The sequence below is a fragment of the Pseudomonas serbiensis genome, from assembly GCF_030580745.1.
Taxonomy (GTDB): Bacteria; Pseudomonadota; Gammaproteobacteria; order Pseudomonadales; family Pseudomonadaceae; genus Aquipseudomonas; species Aquipseudomonas serbiensis.
Genome location: NZ_JAUQOO010000006.1, coordinates 120,253 through 137,074, shown reverse-complemented (window position 1 = coordinate 137,074; position 16,822 = coordinate 120,253). Strand labels below are relative to the sequence as shown.

Here is a 16,822-nt window from a genome sequence, read left to right as displayed (position 1 = left end):
TCATTCGCGAGAGGCCCGCATAGCCGAAGAGAATCTATCGTCTCCAATGACGTCTCGCGGATAAATCCGCTCCTACTGAATCGCCTCAGACCAGCCCTGCATCCACCACCCACTGCTCAAGCGCCACAAGGTCCGGAATGCGGGCCACGCTTTCTCCGGCCTGGACAGCAGCCAGCTCCAGTTCGGCCAGAGGCACATCCACGTAGCTCAACTGGCTGTCGACCTTGAATGAGCGCGGGATACCCTGGGTCAGCAAGGCGATGAACCTGACGTCGTGGCGCCCGCCCAAGGCGTTGAGGACGACGATACGCGCCCGCCCTCCTACGCGGGGACGACCGCCGCAGGCGGCTTCAAAACTGATCAAAGGCAATTTCAGTTCGCGCCAGCTGATCGGCCCCAGATACCACTCGGGCGTGTCAGGTTCGGCCGTGCAGTCCTGGTAATCGATCAACTCCGCGACCGCGACATTGGGCAACAGCAAGGAGCGGTCGCTCAACGGCAGGACCAGCCCTGTCAGCATGGTGAGGCGGTTGGTTTGAAACGCTCTTTCAGACATCAACCTGACTCCAGTGGGCAATGCTCTCCAGCAGAACCGACTCCTGATACGGCTTGCTCAGGTAATCGTTGACGCCGATGGCCATGGCCCGGTCGCGGTGTTTCTGGCCAGAGCGGGAAGTGATCATGATGATAGGCAGGTCCTTGAGCTGTTCGTCGTGGCGAATCTGGCTGGCGACTTCAAAGCCGTCCATGCGCGGCATCTCGATATCCAGCAACATGACATCCGGTGTGTGCTCCTGCAGCAGGCTCATGGCGTCGATTCCGTCCTTGGCGGTCAGCACACGCATGCCGTGGCGTTCCAGCAGACGGCTGGTGACTTTACGTACGGTCACCGAATCATCGACCACCATGACCAGCAGAGGCCGGGTGTGCTCGATTTCACTGAAGGCCGGCGCTGTCAGCCCTTGGGCCTGCTGCGTCTGCGAACGGCTTTGCAGGGCGCGGATCTGTGCCAGCAGGTCAAGAATGAAAATCACCCGGCCATCGCCCAGAATCGTCGCCCCGGATATTCCCTGCACCCTGGCAAATTGCGGGCCCAGGCTCTTGACCACGATTTCCCGGGAACCCGCCAGCGCATCGACCTGCACAGCCAGCCATTGCTCCTGCAAATGCACCAGCAGCACCGGCAATGGCTGCAACTGGCCGGCAAACCTGGGCTGGCCGCCATTGAGCAACTCACCCAGATAACGCAGTTCATAACTGCGCCCGCCATAGTGATAGCGCGGCGGGCTGCTCTGGTAACAGGTTTCCAGATCGTTGGGCATGACCTGCACGATGCCGTCGATGGTATTGAGCGGCACCGCATACTGCTCCTCGCCACACTGCACCATCAGGGCACGGTTCACCGAAACCGAGTAAGGCAGGCGAATCCGGAAACGTGTGCCTTGCCCCGGCACCGAGTCGATGACAATCGAACCGCCCAGTTGCTTGACCTCGGCATGCACGACATCCATCCCGACACCGCGCCCGGAAATCTGGGTGATGATCTCGGTGGTGGAAAACCCGGCCTGGAGGATAAAGGGCAAGACCTCGTCATCGGATAGCTGCGCATCCTCCTGAATCATGCCGCGCTTGATTGCCTTGCGCCGCACGGCCGCAATATCCACACCGGAACCGTCATCGCTCAGCTCGATGACGATATCCCCGCCTTCATGCATCAGGTTCAGTTGGATATGGCCCTGCTCCGGCTTGCCTGCGGCAAGACGCCTTTCGGTGCTTTCCAGACCATGATCCACCGCATTGCGCAGCATGTGCTCAAGCGGCGCGACCATACGCTCCAGGATCGTACGGTCCATTTCACCGTCGGCATTGCCCACGTCGAACACGACGTTCTTGTGCAACTGCGAAGCAACCTGACGCACCACTCGGCGCAAACGGGGTACAAGCCTATCGAAAGGCACCATGCGGGTTCGCATAAGGCCTTCCTGCAAATCCGTGTTGACCTTGGCCTGCTGCTGCAACAGCGTTTTCGCATCACGGGCGCGGCTGCCCAGGGTTTCCTTGAGGTCCAGCAGGTCGGAAGCGGACTCGAACAAGGCTCGCGACAGTTGCTGAAGCTGCGAATGCCGGTCCATTTCCAGCGGGTCGAATTCCTCATAGCCCAGGCGCTCGGCTTGTACCTGATTGCGACTGAGGATACGGCCCTGAGTCTCCATATCCAGGCGCCGCAACTGATCACGCATACGCTCGATGGTGGTTTCCATCTCCACCAGCGTGACTTGCGTATCAATGATCTGCTGCTCTATACGGCCACGAAAAATAGAGGTTTCACCCGCCAGATTGACCAGCGTCTCCAGCTGTTCGGCCGCAACCTTGACCATTTCCGGGCCACTGCGCTCGCCCTCCGGTTCGGCATTGCCCGGCACAGAAGGAGGCGCAACCATGGGCGCAGGCTCAGGCGCCTCAATGATCGGGGTGTGAACGACAGGGTCGAGGCTGGCCAGCTTCTGGATGTTCTCGATCAGCAAGGCGGCGCTGGGCAAAGGCTTGTCCGCCCGTACCGCGTCGAGCATGTCGACCAGAACGTCATGGCCGCTTTGCAGCAGGCTCAACATCAACGGGCTCGGCTGCATCTCTCCTCTGGAAAGGCCTTCATAGAGCGATTCAAGCTCATGGGCCAGATCGCCGATCGGGGCGATTTCGACCATACGCGCACCACCTTTGAGGGTGTGCAGGTCACGCAGCAGGTTTTCAACTTCCAGCAGGTTCTGCGGATCAGCCTGCCAACGCGCCAGAGCTGCGCCCGAACTTTCGCTGAGGTCGAAACCTTCTTCGAGGAATATCTCCAGCAACTCCGGGTCGCGCTCCGCGGCATCCTCAGCCTGCGGTTCGAGCGGCCCGGAGGCCATACCGGCATCGCTGCCTGCGGTGACAAAAGTCCCCTGGCGAAAGCTGACAATGGCTTCGATCAGTGGCGCAGGATCTGTCAGCCGGTGATGGTTTTGCAGTTGCTCCAGCATGCGGGCCAGATGATTGTGGCTGGCGCGCAGCAGCCCGGCCAGTTCCGGCGAATAACTGTAACGACGGTCAATCAGGCCTTCATACAAGACTTCCAGCTCATGGCCCAGCGCCGCAACCGGCACAATATCGGCCATCCGGGCACCGCCCTTGAGGGTGTGCAGATCGCGCTGCAATGAAGGCAATGGCAGGGAGCTTTCCGGATCATCCAGCCAGCGCGTCAAGGCATGCCCGGCGCTATCGAGGATATCGACGGCTTCTTCAAGGAAGATTTCGACGATTTCATCGTCCAGGCCCGGCGGTTCGGCACTCGGGGGTTCGTTCGCCAACTGTGCAGTGGCTGCATTGAACTCTGTGATGCTGGGTGCCCGCGCCCCGTCGCTCTTGATAAGCCCCATGGCGGAAGGGTCCAGCGCCTCGTCGAGCAGTTCGTGCAAGGCGCGGATGCATTCGGGGCGAGGGTCGACATCCTGCCCGGCCGCCACCTGATCCAGCATGTTGATCAAGGCTTCGTGGGCATTTTCGGCCTCACTGAAGAATCGCTCGCTGACCGCAAGACTGCTTTCTTCCACCGCGCCATAAAGATCAAGCAAGGCCTCGCACAGCTCATCGACCTGAGGCAGGTCCGCCAGATGGGCGCCATGGCCAAGCGTAGTCAACTCATCGAGGAGCGCACTCAGCTCCTGCCGTTCTCCGGGGTGCTCACGCCAACGCTGCAACAGGTTCTCGGCATCCAGAACGATGTCCATGCCTTCGGCCAGGAAAGTGGCGATCAGCTTGGGGTTGTGTTTGATTCGCAAGCCGCTGTCCGACTCACGCAATGCAATCGTCAACCGCTCATTGAGCAGCGTATGGGCCGCCTCGATCAACTTGGCCGCGCCCGGAATCTCGGCCAGCGGTTTGCTCTCCAATTGCTCAAGCCCCTTGCGCAACAAGGGCTCGGCATTGCGCAGCAACTTGAGTTCGGGCGCGCCGATGGCGATCAGGTTGGCCTTGTACTCACGGACCAGTTGATCCAGCGGGCTCGCCAGTTCGGCAATCGGCAAGACGCCGGCCATGTGCGCACTGCCTTTGAGAGTATGCAGCGAGCGTAACAAGGCATCGCTGATCGAAGGCGAAGCACTTTGCGCTGCATGGTCGAGGAAGCGATTGAGCGCACCGAGGTGCCCGTACGCTTCCTGGCGGAAAATTTCCAGCAATTGCGGGTCGAGCTCTTCTGCGCCCTGACCGGCCGTTTTCCTGACCTGTGGCGTTTCAAGGCCGTTGGACAGTGCATGAGCGCGGGCAGCCAGAATGTCGACATCGTTGCGCTGACGCTGTGCATCACCTGCAAAATCGCTGATGACCGAGGGCAGCAAGGCAAGCACTTGCGTCAGCAACTGCTGCACTTCCAGGCCCGGTATGACATCGCCTTCCAGCACCCGGTTGAGCAGGTTTTCCACCGACCAGGCCAGTTCGCTCAGCACCAGGGCGCGAACCATCCGCCCGCTACCCTTCAAGGTATGGAAAGCCCGGCGCACTTCGGTCAATGCAGGGCTATCGTCGTTACCCGGATTGCCAAGCGAAGCAAACCATCGAGGCAGGTATTCACGCAGCGCATCCAGCACTTCCTCGGTTTCTTCAAGAAAGACCTCGCGCAGTTCTTCGTCCACGGCCTCCTCATCCGCAGGCGGCGGCAACAGGCTGGCGGGCATGTTGCGGGCTGGCGGGTTGACGGCGGAAACCGGGCTGGCGAGGACCTGAGCGATGGTCTGCGTCGGGCTGACGAGCACTTGCCGATCATCCAGCTCCAGCAGTTCTTCCTGCGTAATGACTTCATCGAGCAGCGGCACGTCCAGCGTATCCGGTGCAGGCGAATAACCCAGCCGGGCGAGGCTTTGCTGGGCCAGATCCAGAATCTGGTTACCCGGCGCCTCGTGATCCTCACCCATGCGCTCCAGGTAATACTCAACGCCCGTCAGGGTATCGGCCAGGCAATCGAGCTGAGTCCAGGTGGGCCGGGTTTCGTCCACCAGCAATTGCTCGACGATGTATTCATTGCAAGCTGCCAGCAGGCTGGCCGCCCTGGCCAGAGGAATCATCGCCAGCGCGCCGCGCACCTGCGTCAGCAAGGCACACAGCGGTTCAAGTCGCTGGCGATCCCATTCGCCATCGATGTAATCGAGAATCACGTCTTTGGCCTGCTGCAAGACCGTCCGCGCTTCGCGAATCACCAGTTGGTGAATCTGCATCAGATCGGTGGTGGGCAGGCGGCTGTCTTCCTGGCTGGTCTGCTCGGCAGTACCGATCATCCCGGCCAGTGTCGACTCGACGTACAGCAACGCACCGGCCACATCCATCAATGCAGCGTCACTGGGCTCACGCTGCCCTTGAGCCAGGCCCTGAACCACCGACAACTGATCGATGATGACCTTGCGCGGCTGACCAAAACCAAGCACCGCCAAAGTATCGGCAATCTGACGCAACGGTGGCAGCAACGGATTGAGTTCGCTGACGTGCTGACGGTCGCCGCGCACGAAGACGTCCAGCCGCTCCTTGACCCGTACCAGCCCTTCGCACAGAGCAACGATCACCGAACGCATGGCATCGCGGTCCGGCCCGGCCATGCGGGCGCGCTCTTCATTGACCACGTCGTTGCCGGGCAAAGCCTCGGCCAACGCATATTGGTCCTTGAGGTCCTGCATCTTCGGTGCCTGGCTGTCGGACTTGGCAATGTAGAACAGCAGGCTTTTCAGCAACTCTTCAGGCGCGGGCTGGTTGATGCCGTCGATCCCCTGCTCCAGCAGGCGCTTGAGCTCCTTGTCAGCGTCCTTCAGCAGGCTGCGCAGCGCAGGGCTGTTGGTAAAGTTGCCACTGACCATGGTTTCGACCAGAGCCGACGTGATTCGCCACAACGCACCAAGGGGTGCGTCTTCACACAACAGCTCAAGACGGGCAAACACCTTGGCCATGAAACCCAACTGGGTCTGTACATCCTGCTCACGCATCAACCCCACCAGTGCTGTTTGCAGGGTTTGACGCAGCTTGCGCAGCAGTTCAGGCAATTCCGGGGTATTACGCTGGGCCAGTATCTCGGCATCGAGCGGCGGGACGCTGACCAGTTGCGGGGCGAACAGGCTGGTTTCAGACAGCAGACTTTCGCCACGGGCGCTGCGCAAGTCGTTGAGCAGCGGCAAGACCACCAGCGGCAGATCCCGTCGTGCGGAATGAACGCGCTCCAGATAGGCCGGCAATTGCGTCATGGCCTGATCCAGCAACTGCATGGACTCGGCCTGCTGCGTGACACGATTTTGTTGAAGGGCCAGAACCAGTTGTTCGATTTCCTCGGCGAGCAAGGCCGCGCCATAGAATTCGATCATCTGCAGGCTGCCGTGGACCTGATGCACAAGGTTCAGGCATTCATCCAGGGCAACCGTGTTCGCTGGCTCGCTGGCGAATTCGTCCAACGCCTGTCGGGCCTGCCTGAGTGTTTCGGCTATTTCGCCCTTGAGCCATTCCAGAGCGACATAATCGCGGCGATCAGCCATGAATCATCCTGCCTCTCATCAAACAAAACACAACATCATGAATTAAATGAAATTTCCGTTGGTTTCGAGACAGCGCGGGGTCAGGGACACAGCGCAATTTCTTACCAATCAAGCCTGTTCATTTCTGGATGGCGGCAAGGTAAAACCTGATACCGAGCGGCGCATTTCACTGGCCATTTTCGCCAGATTGCCAATGCTCTCTGCGGTCGCGGCAGTACCCGAGGTCGTTTGTGTCGTGGTTTGCTGAATCACGGTCATGGTCTGCGATATCTGCCCGGCAGACGACGCCTGCTGGCGAGCGGCATCGGTGATACTTTCGATCAGTTCGGCCAGGACTCTGGAAACGCCCTCGATCTCTTCCAGCGCCACACCGGCATCTTGCGCCAGCCGGGCGCCGCGCACCACTTCACTGGTGGTCTGCTCCATGGAGATGACCGCTTCATTGGTGTCGTTCTGAATGGCCCGCACCAGCGTCTCGATCTGCTTGGTGGCGGACGATGAGCGTTCGGCCAGGCGCTGAACCTCATCGGCCACCACCGCAAAACCGCGCCCGGCATCACCGGCCATGGACGCCTGAATGGCGGCGTTGAGAGCCAGAATGTTGGTCTGGTCGGCAATGTCATCGATCAGGCTGACGATATCGCCAATTTCCTGGGATGACTCGCCCAGGCGCTTGATGCGCTTTGAGGTGTCCTGAATCTGCTCGCGGATGTTGTCCATGCCATGGATGGTGTTATGCACCACCTCATTGCCCTTGTTGGCGATGGTTACCGAGCGCTCTGCTACCGCAGAGGACTCCGAGGCATTGGCTGAAACCTGATCGATGGAAACCGCAATATCGGTGATCGCTGCCGAGGCGGCACTGATCTGCAACGCCTGATGCTCGGACGCTGCCGCCAGTTGCATCGCCGTGGTCTGGGTATCCTGAACCGCTGCCGCAACCTGCTCGGCAGTGAGGTTGATGGTGACCACCAGTTCGCGCAACTGATCGATGGAATAGTTGATGGAGTCGGCAATCGCCCCCGTGAAATCCTCGGTCACCGAAGCGGCCACGGTCAGGTCGCCATCGGCCAGGTTCTCGATTTCGTCGAGCAGCCGCATGATCGCGGTCTGGTTGCGCTCGTTCTTCTGGGCGGTTTCACGCAACTGGCGATTGGTTTCACGCACCATCACCAGACCGATGAGGATGATCGACATCAATGCCAGCAAGCCGAGCACATACTCGCCGATGGAGTTGGCCGAACGGGTAGTCGCCAGGTTTTCCAGACCGTTGGCCAGCACCGATGCTTCATCCAGCAGCGTCTGCGAAGTGTTGAAGATATTGCCGGACGCTTCACGCACCTGGAACAGCTCGGGAGAGGTTTCGAGAATCTCGTCGACGGAGCCGGAAACGAACTCGAAAAGCTCGGAGATTTCCGCAAGGCGCGCACGGGCATCGCGGTCCTCGACCTGGGCGATGCGCATCGTTGGATTGCCTTCAAGCATACCGTTGAGCACCCGCCCGAACTGGCTGGCATCACGTCCGAAAGCATCGGCGGCCTGCACGGCGGTCTCATCGCCGGACAACACGGTATTCACCGCGCCGAGAATTCTTTCCGCCAACAACGCCTGGCGTTGCGCCAAGACAACCTGACTGGCCGGAGCATGGCTCTTGAGCAGGATTTCTACGACCTTCTCGTACTCGACCTGCAATTGCGGGATGGTTTCGGACAAGGTAGCGGCTACTTGATGCAGGGACAGCACCGTCTGTTCGCTGGCCAGGATCACATCGGCATTCTTGCGCAGGTTTTCCCAGTCGTTCTGTACGGTTCGCAGTTCCTCACGTACAGCCGAAGGCGCAGCCGGCAGCCCTGTGGCAGGGTCGCCTTTCTTCAGGTAACCCCAACGCAGGTCGAAATCGTTGCGGGCATCGGTCAACAGCTTGAAGGCCTGGGCTTTGCCGGCAGCGGCCTCGGTGGCGTTCTTGGCAATGCGCTGGGACAACACGCGCAGCTCACCGGCATGCCCGATGTACTGCTTGTCGTAGTTCGACTGGGTATTGAGGTACGTGAAGTTGGCGAACAGCAAAATGATGAAAACGATAAGCGCCACGAACAACAGAATGATCTGCGCCCGGCTTTGTGCGCCTTCCAGTGACCTGCCAGTCATACTCATTAATCAGGCCCCCGCCTGGACCAACCGCGATTCGTGAAACAAAACACACCCGGCAATGCCGGGCCGACCTGCCACTTAAAATGCTACGTCCATGAAATCCGCAGATTGCGTCAGAGCCCACGGGCTGAACACCAGCCAGGCTTGCTCACGCAGGAATTGTCCACGAAGGAAAGGTGCAACCGCCATGTCAGGCACGCCAAACACTTCGGGCATCAGGCTCAATTGACTGAAATGCTGCATCCCGAAGACTTCATCCACCACCAGGCCTGCGAACACTTCCTGATACTCCACGACCAGCACACGCCGCTGCTTGCGCACTGGCGAAAGCTCGTAACCGAAGAAACCGCAAAGGTCCATGAGCGGCAACAGACGCCCGCGCAGATTGGCCATCCCGACCACCCAGGGCTTTACGCCGGGCAACACCGCATAACGTGGTTCATGCAGAATTTCGGCGATTTCGCCCATGGGCGCGACAAAACGCTGCTCCCCCATGCGAAAGCCGATACCGCTCCAGTCCTGCTGGTGAGTTTCCTGCAAAGGGAGGCCGGCCGCCATGGAGCGGCACCGCTGGTCGATATCGAGCAGCAGTTCAAAGGCAGTACGTGACTCGACCATGAAAAGCCCGGCTATCAGCCGGCCAGCACCGCGTTCAGGGTTTTCATCAGGGTTTCTTCATCCACCGGCTTTGTCAGGTAATCCCTGGCGCCCTGGCGCTTGCCCCAGACCTTGTCGGTTTCCTGATCCTTGGTGGTAATCATGATCACCGGGATCATGTTGGTGTCGGCATCCTTGGTCAGCTGGCGCGTAGCCTGAAAACCGTTGAGCCCCGGCATGACGATATCCATCAGCACGGCATCGGGCTTTTCCTGACGGGCCAACGCTACGCCATCGGCGCCATTTTCAGCCTTCAGCACCTCATGGCCGTGTTTTTCCAGCATGCCGGTGAGTTTGTACATTTCTGTCGGCGAGTCATCGACGATCAATATTCGAGCCATGGTGTTCCCCATCAGGTTGCGAGCCCGCGATCAGACGCGAGCATCACGATATTTGTTGTTCTACCGCAACGAAGCCAGGCACGTGAGCCTTGATAGCGTTCAGTAGTTCTTCCTTGCTGAAAGGCTTGGTCAAAAACTGGTCGGAACCGACGATCCGGCCCTTCGCCTTGTCGAACAACCCGTCCTTGGAAGAAAGCATGATGACTGGAGTCGACTTGAAAGCCCTGTTGTTCTTGATCAGTGCACAGGTCTGATAGCCGTCCAGACGCGGCATCATGATATCGACGAATATGATTCGAGGATGGTTATCGGCGATCTTTGCCAAGGCATCGAAGCCATCTATTGCAGTGATGACTTCACAACCGACGTTCTTGAGCAGCGTTTCGGCGGTACGGCGAACGGTCTTCGAGTCATCGATGACCATGACCTTCAATGCTGTGGCGTACTGTTCCATATGTGTTCTTCCGTCGCCGCAGCGATTTTCTGCGTGTTCTGCGTGGCACTGGAGCCGGATCGTAGCGTTTGGCTGATCCATGGGGCAGAAGACCGGATGCCGAGCCTTTTTAGCACACTCTCCAGACTCAATCCATAAAGCGCTGCCCCTTGACCCGAAGCAATCGGAGCGCCACCCTGACGCCTATTTCAAGGCCATCATGGCCGTTATCGATCAGAGGATATTACCCATGAGCGTTCGCTTAGGGATTGTCATGGACCCCATTGAGCGCATCTCCTATAAAAAGGACAGCTCGCTGGCCATGCTGCTTGCCGCACAGGAGCGTGGCTGGTCGCTGTTCTACATGGAGCAACAGGACCTGTACCAGAACGCTGGCCAGGCGCGCGCCCGGATGAAACCGCTCAAGGTCTTCGCCGACCCGGCACACTGGTTCGAACTGCAGGACGAAATCGACACCGGCCTTGATGATCTGGACGTGATCCTGATGCGCAAGGACCCGCCATTCGACATGGAATTCGTCTACACCACTTACCTGCTGGAGCAGGCCGAGCGTGCAGGCGTGCTGATCGTCAACAAACCTCAGAGCCTGCGTGACTGTAACGAAAAGCTGTTCGCCACACTCTTCCCGCAATGCACTCCGCCAACGCTTGTCAGCCGTCGCCCGGACATTCTTCGTGAATTCGCCGCACAGCACGGCGACGTGATCCTCAAGCCGCTGGACGGCATGGGCGGCGCGTCGATCTTCCGCCATCGCGCAGGCGACCCGAACCTGTCGGTGATTCTGGAAACCCTGACCGCCCACGGCACCCAGCAAATCATGGCGCAGGGCTATTTGCCCGCCATCAAGGACGGCGACAAACGCATCCTGATGGTCGATGGCGAACCTGTGCCTTACTGCCTGGCGCGTATCCCGGCAGCAGGCGAAACCCGCGGCAACCTGGCCGCTGGCGGTCGTGGCGAAGCTCGCCCGCTGACTGAAAAGGACCGCTGGATTGCTGAGCAGATCGGCCCTACCCTGCGCGAAAAAGGCCTGATCTTCGTCGGTCTTGACGTGATTGGCGAGCATCTTACCGAAATCAACGTCACCAGCCCGACCTGTATCCGAGAAATCGACAATGCCTTCGGCACCAACATCGGCGGCTTGCTGATGGATGTGATCGAGAAGAAACTGCAAGCTCGGTAAAAGTGCATTTCGCGAATGAATTCGCTCCTGCCGCAGGAGCAAACTCATTCGCGAAGCAATAATGATGAAACGGATTTTGAACGAGACACTGAGCCGCCAATGACATCCATGGCCAGAAACGACCTCCCCCTCGAACTGTCGACAGTGGGTGTGCGTCCAGCCGATCGTCTGGGCTTCACCATAATGATCGCCGCGCTGATCCATGCCGCGGTGATTCTTGGTGTGGGTTTCACTTATGTAAAACCCGAGCAGATATCCCAGACGCTGGAAATCACTCTCGCCACCTTCAAAAGCGAGGAAAAACCCAAACAGGCGGACTTCCTGGCTCAGGACGACCAGCAAGGCAGCGGCACCCTGGACAAGGCCGAAACGCTCAAGACCACGGAAATCGCGCCTTATCAGGACACCAAGGTCAACAAGGTGACACCGCCACCGGCCAACAAGCCCGTGGAAAAACAGGAAGCACCGAAAACCGCTGTCGCCACCATCGCTCCTTCCCCGCAGCACACGACAGCCAAACGCGAAGAGGTCAAACCCGAACCTGCCGCCAAGGAAGCGCCTTCCTTCGACAGTTCGCAACTGAGCAATGAAATTGCCAGCCTTGAGGCCGAACTCTCGGCCGAGCAGCAACTGTATGCCAAGCGACCGAAGATCCATCGCCTCAATGCGGCCTCGACCATGCGCGACAAGGGCGCCTGGTACAAGGATGACTGGCGCAAGAAAGTCGAACGGGTCGGCAACCTGAACTACCCGGAAGAGGCGCGCCGCCAGCAGATCTACGGCAACCTGCGGCTATTGGTCTCTATCAATCACGACGGCTCGTTGTATGAAGTGCTGATTCTGGAATCCTCAGGCCATCCTTTGCTGGATCAGGCCGCACAACGAATTGTGCGTCTTGCAGCGCCATTTTCGCCGTTCACCGGCGATCTGGCTGACATCGATCGCCTGGAAATCATCCGCACCTGGAAGTTCGCACGGGGCGACAAGCTTTCGAGCAACTGATGGTTCCTTCACAAACTGGAAGGCTGCTATAACTGACAGTTGTCAGGCTTGCCCAGCAGCGCCACACTAAGGCTCATGAAAAACGTATCCCCAAGCTATCTCAAGCATCAGTTCCTGATTGCCATGCCGCACATGCATGATCAGAACTTCGCGCAAACCTTGACGTATATCGTCGAGCACAACGCCAATGGTGCCATGGGGCTGGTGATAAACCGCCCGCAGAGCCTGAGTCTGGCCGATGTGCTCGAACAATTGCGACCGGAGCTGCCCGCTCCTGTGCGCTGCCAGCACATTCCCATTCATTCCGGCGGCCCGGTGCAGACCGACCGCGGGTTTGTCCTGCATCCAAGCGGCCAGGTCTTTCAGGCGACTGTCGAGCTGGGTGGCGTCTCGCTGTCCACCTCGCAGGACGTACTGTTTTCCATCGCGGACGGCTATGGGCCTGATCAGAATGTGATCGCCCTGGGCTATGCCGGTTGGGACGCCGGTCAACTGGACGCCGAAATGGCCGCCAATGCCTGGCTGACCTGTCCTTTCGACCCTGCCATCCTGTTCGAGACCGACAGTGAGTTGCGGCTCGACGCAGCGGCAGCACGTCTGGGCGTCAATCTGAATCTGCTCTCGACTCAGGCAGGTCACGCCTGATGGCTGCATTGCGCCTGCTTCTGGGTTTCGATTACGGCACCAAACAGATCGGTATTGCGGTCGGCCAGGCCATTACCGGCCAGGCTCGCGAGCTTTGCACCCTCAAGGCACAGAACGGCGTCCCGGACTGGGACAAGGTTCAAGCCCTGATTACAGAGTGGAAACCCGATGCCATTGTGGTCGGCCTGCCGCTGAATATGGACGGTACGCCCAGCGAAATGAGCGCCCGCGCCGAAAAGTTCTCGCGCAAGCTCAATGGCCGCTTCAATATCCCGGTCTACACCCACGATGAACGCCTGACCACCTTTGAAGCCAAAGGCGAGCGCATGGCGCGTGGCGGTCAGCGGGGCAGTTATCGCGACAACCCTGTGGATGCCATCGCCGCCGCGCTCTTGCTGCAAGGCTGGCTCGATGCCAATCCCGAATTGCTGAATGCGTGACTTTTCAAGCCAGAACAGCTTCGAGATACCCGGATTTCAAGTTTCCGCCTGAGCAGCGCGCCCGATGGGCTGTGCTCGGGCCTTTAAAGGAGCAATCATGAGCTTGCCCAATCCCTCCGATCTGATTCGTCAGATGGCCACCGATCTGAGCACTCACCTGAGCAAACGTGGCATCAGCGACCCTCGTTTCATTGGCATCCGCACAGGCGGTGTATGGGTCGCACAGGCACTGCTCAAGGCCCTGGAGAACAGTTCGCCGCTCGGGACGCTGGATGTGTCGTTCTATCGCGATGACTTCAGCCAGAACGGCCTTCATCCCCAGGTTCGTCCATCCGAGCTGCCTTTCGAGATCGAAGGCCAGCATCTGGTCCTGATCGATGATGTGCTCATGAGCGGCCGTACCATTCGTGCAGCCCTCAACGAGCTGTTCGACTACGGACGTCCGGCCAGCGTAACGCTGGTCTGCCTGCTGGATCTGGACGCCGGAGAGCTGCCGATTCGCCCTAACGTGGTGGGCGCGTCGCTTTCACTGGCACCCGACGAGCGCGTCAAGCTGACCGGCCCCGAGCCGCTGGCGCTCGAGCTTCAAGACCTTTCCACCGCTTCAGCCCTTTAAGAGTCCCTTGCGATGACGCCTCTCGACGCCAAGCGCCCGCTGCAACTCAATCATCAGGGTCAGCTGCGCCATTTTCTGTCTCTGGACGGCTTGCCCCGCGAGCTGCTCACCGAAATCCTCGACACGGCTGACTCCTTCCTTGAAGTCGGCGCCCGTGCGGTGAAGAAAGTCCCGCTGTTGCGTGGCAAGACTGTCTGCAACGTGTTCTTCGAGAACTCGACCCGCACACGGACCACCTTCGAGCTTGCAGCCCAGCGGCTGTCGGCCGATGTCATTACCCTCAACGTCTCGACTTCTTCGACCAGCAAGGGCGAGACGCTGTTCGACACCCTCCGCAATCTGGAAGCAATGGCTGCCGACATGTTTGTCGTGCGTCATGCCGACTCCGGCGCAGCGCACTTCATTGCCGAGCACGTGTGCCCGGAAGTGGCGATCATCAACGGCGGCGACGGCCGTCACGCGCACCCGACCCAAGGCATGCTCGACATGCTGACGATCCGACGCCACAAGGGCAGTTTCGAGAATCTGTCGGTAGCCATCGTCGGCGACATCCTGCACTCGCGAGTGGCACGCTCCAACATGCTGGCCCTCAAGGCACTGGGTTGCCCGGACATCCGCGTCATCGGACCAAAAACCCTGTTGCCCGTGGGCATCGAGCAATACGGCGTCAAGGTCTATACCGATCTGGCTGAAGGCCTGAAGGATGTAGACGTGGTCATCATGCTGCGCCTGCAACGCGAGCGCATGACTGGCGGCCTGCTGCCCAGCGAAGGCGAGTTCTATCGCCTGTTCGGCCTGACCACTGCACGTCTGGCGGGAGCCAAGCCTGATGCCATCGTCATGCACCCTGGCCCGATCAACCGGGGCGTGGAAATCGAATCGGCAGTCGCCGACGGCGCGCACTCAGTCATTCTCAATCAAGTGACCTACGGGATCGCCGTGCGCATGGCCGTGCTCTCCATGGCCATGAGCGGACAAACCGCACAACGACAATTCGAGCAGGAGAACGCCCTGTGAAGCTCAGCATTCTCGGCGCTCGCGTCATCGACCCGCTCAGCGGGCTGGATAAAGTCACGGACCTGCACCTTGAAGCGGGCAAGATCCTCGCCATCGGCGCTGCACCCGCAGGCTTCGAGCCCAGCCAGACCATCGATGCCAACGGCCTTGTCGCCGCACCCGGCCTCGTTGACCTCAATGTTTCCCTGCGCGAACCGGGTTACAGCCGCAAAGGCACCATCGCCAGCGAAACACGCGCCGCAACGGCAGGCGGCGTCACCAGCCTGTGCTGCCCGCCACGCACCAAGCCGGTACTCGACACCTCGGCGGTCGCCGAACTGATCCTGGACCGCGCCCGCGAGGCCGGATACAGCAAGGTCTTCCCTATCGGCGCCTTGAGCAAAGGGCTGGAAGGCGAGCAACTGGCAGAACTGATTGCCCTGCGCGACGCCGGTTGTGTGGCGTTCGGCAATGGCTTGAGCAGCTTCAGCAATACCCGCACCCTTTGCCGGGCGCTGGAATATGCAGCCACTTTCGACCTGACGGTCATCTTCAACTCACAGGATCGCGACCTGGCTGAAGGCGGCCTGGCCCATGAAGGCCCGACCGCCAGCTTCCTTGGCCTGGCCGGTATCCCGGAAACAGCGGAAACCGTAGCGTTGGCCCGCGACCTGCTGCTGGTGGAGCAAAGCGGCGTACGCGCTCACTTCAGCCAGTTGACCAGTGCCCGCGGCGCAGCCCTGATTGCTCAGGCGCAAGCCCGTGGCCTGCCGGTCACTGCCGACGTGGCCTTGTATCAACTGATTCTGACTGACGAAGCGCTGATCGACTTCTCCAGCCTCTATCACGTCCAGCCGCCACTGCGCACCCGCGCCGACCGCGACGGCCTGCGTGAGGCCGTGAAATCGGGTGTGATTCAAGCCATTTCCAGCCATCACCAACCGCACGAACGCGACGCCAAGCTGGCACCGTTTGGCGCGACCGAGCCGGGCATCAGCAGCGTCGAACTGCTGCTGCCGCTGGCAATGACCCTGGTTGAGGATGGCTTGCTCGACCTGCCAACACTGATCGCCCGCCTGAGCTCAGGCCCGGCAGCAGCCTTGCGCCTGCCAGCCGGCCAACTGAGCGCTGGCTCGGCGGCGGATCTGGTGCTGTTCGACCCGGCCGCTTCGACGGTTGCCGGCGAGAAATGGCTGTCCAAAGGCGATAACTGCCCGTTCCTCGGCCATTGCCTGCCGGGAGCGGTGCGTTACACGCTGGTGGATGGGCGGATCAGTTATAGCGCCTGACCCAGGTTCGCGAATGAATTCGCTCCTACACGGTAGGAGCGGATTTATCCGCGAAGAACCTCAGCCGCGTTGCGCATTCCTGATGGATATCTGGTTATTCATTGTCCAGAAGTCATACAGCACGCCCAGCAGAAACACTCCGCCTGTCAGCAGGTAGATCAACCCGGTAATCCACTTCCCCTGATACATGCGGTGTACGCCGAAAATCCCCAGGAAGGTCAGCAGCAGCCAGGCCACGTTGTAGTCGGTCGAGCCCTGATTGAAGCGCAGGTCGGCCTCGCGATCCATGGACGGGATCAGGAACAGGTCGATCAACCAGCCAATCCCCAGCAGGCCAAAGGTGAAGAACCAGATGGTGCCGGTCACCGGCTTGCCGTAGTAAAAACGGTGAGCACCCAGAAAGCCGACAATCCACAGCAGATACCCCAAAAGCTTGCTGTGAGTATCAGGACGATAGCTGTTCATTTCTTACCTCTTCGATCCGATAGAAAAAAATATGTGTGAAT

14 protein-coding genes are annotated in these 16,822 nt (G+C 59.7%); 7 read left to right on the top strand and 7 right to left on the bottom strand.

All coding sequences use genetic code 11. The features are described 5' to 3' along the window. Positions 1–85: 85 nt before the first annotated feature. From Q6A51_RS10170 to pilG, 6 genes are all read right to left on the bottom strand, one after another. Complete coding sequence (locus tag Q6A51_RS10170) at positions 86–556, bottom strand: chemotaxis protein CheW (RefSeq protein ID WP_201003845.1); 471 nt, start codon at positions 554–556, stop codon at positions 86–88. Next, a complete protein-coding gene (locus Q6A51_RS10165; RefSeq protein ID WP_304574723.1) occupies positions 549–6,542 on the bottom strand; it encodes an Hpt domain-containing protein in 5,994 nt (1,997 codons plus the stop codon). Before Q6A51_RS10165 ends, Q6A51_RS10170 begins: the two co-directional genes overlap by 8 nt. 108 nt (positions 6,543–6,650) lie before the next feature. Next, positions 6,651–8,696: a methyl-accepting chemotaxis protein gene (locus Q6A51_RS10160; RefSeq protein ID WP_201003849.1), complete on the bottom strand. Its 2,046-nt coding sequence runs from the start codon at positions 8,694–8,696 to the stop codon at positions 6,651–6,653. Between the two features lie 75 nt (positions 8,697–8,771). Next, the gene (locus Q6A51_RS10155) at positions 8,772–9,311 is read right to left on the bottom strand and encodes a chemotaxis protein CheW (protein WP_201003851.1); all 540 of its coding nucleotides are present in this window, start codon (positions 9,309–9,311) and stop codon (positions 8,772–8,774) included. A gap of 14 nt (positions 9,312–9,325) precedes the next feature. Beyond that, complete coding sequence (pilH, locus tag Q6A51_RS10150) at positions 9,326–9,691, bottom strand: twitching motility response regulator PilH (protein WP_002551739.1); 366 nt, start codon at positions 9,689–9,691, stop codon at positions 9,326–9,328. Positions 9,692–9,734: 43 nt separating this feature from the next. Then, on the bottom strand, positions 9,735–10,145 hold the full coding sequence (pilG, locus tag Q6A51_RS10145; RefSeq protein ID WP_025262261.1) for a twitching motility response regulator PilG: 411 nt from the start codon (positions 10,143–10,145) through the stop codon (positions 9,735–9,737). 229 nt (positions 10,146–10,374) lie between these two features. Between pilG and gshB the strand changes: the two genes are divergently transcribed. The 7 genes from gshB to Q6A51_RS10110 all read left to right on the top strand — a co-directional run bounded on the left by gshB (position 10,375) and on the right by Q6A51_RS10110 (position 16,316). After that, positions 10,375–11,328: a glutathione synthase gene (gene gshB / locus Q6A51_RS10140; RefSeq protein WP_201003855.1), complete on the top strand. Its 954-nt coding sequence runs from the start codon at positions 10,375–10,377 to the stop codon at positions 11,326–11,328. A gap of 99 nt (positions 11,329–11,427) precedes the next feature. Further along, complete coding sequence (locus tag Q6A51_RS10135) at positions 11,428–12,330, top strand: energy transducer TonB (protein ID WP_201003857.1); 903 nt, start codon at positions 11,428–11,430, stop codon at positions 12,328–12,330. Positions 12,331–12,405: 75 nt separating this feature from the next. Beyond that, positions 12,406–12,975, top strand: a complete 570-nt coding sequence (locus Q6A51_RS10130) for a YqgE/AlgH family protein (RefSeq protein ID WP_201003859.1) — start codon at positions 12,406–12,408, stop codon at positions 12,973–12,975. Then, positions 12,975–13,415 (top strand): Holliday junction resolvase RuvX, encoded by a 441-nt coding sequence (gene ruvX, locus Q6A51_RS10125; protein ID WP_201003860.1) that lies wholly within the window; start codon positions 12,975–12,977, stop codon positions 13,413–13,415. The genes Q6A51_RS10130 and ruvX overlap by 1 nt, the downstream gene beginning before the upstream one ends. Positions 13,416–13,512: 97 nt before the next feature. Beyond that, positions 13,513–14,031, top strand: coding sequence for a bifunctional pyr operon transcriptional regulator/uracil phosphoribosyltransferase PyrR (pyrR, locus tag Q6A51_RS10120; RefSeq protein ID WP_304574722.1), 519 nt, complete (start codon positions 13,513–13,515; stop codon positions 14,029–14,031). 12 nt (positions 14,032–14,043) lie between these two features. Next, positions 14,044–15,048: an aspartate carbamoyltransferase catalytic subunit gene (locus tag Q6A51_RS10115; protein WP_201018874.1), complete on the top strand. Its 1,005-nt coding sequence runs from the start codon at positions 14,044–14,046 to the stop codon at positions 15,046–15,048. After that, on the top strand, positions 15,045–16,316 hold the full coding sequence (locus tag Q6A51_RS10110) for a dihydroorotase (RefSeq protein WP_201003863.1): 1,272 nt from the start codon (positions 15,045–15,047) through the stop codon (positions 16,314–16,316). The genes Q6A51_RS10115 and Q6A51_RS10110 overlap by 4 nt, the downstream gene beginning before the upstream one ends. A gap of 60 nt (positions 16,317–16,376) precedes the next feature. On the opposite strand, the gene Q6A51_RS10105 is transcribed toward Q6A51_RS10110, so the two are convergent. Next, positions 16,377–16,781, bottom strand: coding sequence for an NINE protein (locus Q6A51_RS10105; RefSeq protein WP_201003864.1), 405 nt, complete (start codon positions 16,779–16,781; stop codon positions 16,377–16,379). Positions 16,782–16,822: the final 41 nt, after the last annotated feature.

Bases quoted from the DNA above. Each gene is read 5' to 3' on its own strand.
- Q6A51_RS10115 (WP_201018874.1), top strand. From the start codon at position 14,044: ATGACGCCTCTCGACGCCAAGCGCCCGCTGCAACTCAATCATCAGGGT.
- Q6A51_RS10170 (WP_201003845.1), bottom strand. From the start codon at position 556: ATGTCTGAAAGAGCGTTTCAAACCAACCGCCTCACCATGCTGACAGGG.
- pyrR (WP_304574722.1), top strand. From the start codon at position 13,513: ATGAGCTTGCCCAATCCCTCCGATCTGATTCGTCAGATGGCCACCGAT.
- Q6A51_RS10165 (WP_304574723.1), bottom strand. From the start codon at position 6,542: ATGGCTGATCGCCGCGATTATGTCGCTCTGGAATGGCTCAAGGGCGAA.
- Q6A51_RS10155 (WP_201003851.1), bottom strand. From the start codon at position 9,311: ATGGTCGAGTCACGTACTGCCTTTGAACTGCTGCTCGATATCGACCAG.
- pilH (WP_002551739.1), bottom strand. From the start codon at position 9,691: ATGGCTCGAATATTGATCGTCGATGACTCGCCGACAGAAATGTACAAA.
- gshB (WP_201003855.1), top strand. From the start codon at position 10,375: ATGAGCGTTCGCTTAGGGATTGTCATGGACCCCATTGAGCGCATCTCC.
- Q6A51_RS10135 (WP_201003857.1), top strand. From the start codon at position 11,428: ATGACATCCATGGCCAGAAACGACCTCCCCCTCGAACTGTCGACAGTG.
- Q6A51_RS10105 (WP_201003864.1), bottom strand. From the start codon at position 16,781: ATGAACAGCTATCGTCCTGATACTCACAGCAAGCTTTTGGGGTATCTG.
- Q6A51_RS10130 (WP_201003859.1), top strand. From the start codon at position 12,406: ATGAAAAACGTATCCCCAAGCTATCTCAAGCATCAGTTCCTGATTGCC.
- Q6A51_RS10160 (WP_201003849.1), bottom strand. From the start codon at position 8,696: ATGAGTATGACTGGCAGGTCACTGGAAGGCGCACAAAGCCGGGCGCAG.
- pilG (WP_025262261.1), bottom strand. From the start codon at position 10,145: ATGGAACAGTACGCCACAGCATTGAAGGTCATGGTCATCGATGACTCG.
- ruvX (WP_201003860.1), top strand. From the start codon at position 12,975: ATGGCTGCATTGCGCCTGCTTCTGGGTTTCGATTACGGCACCAAACAG.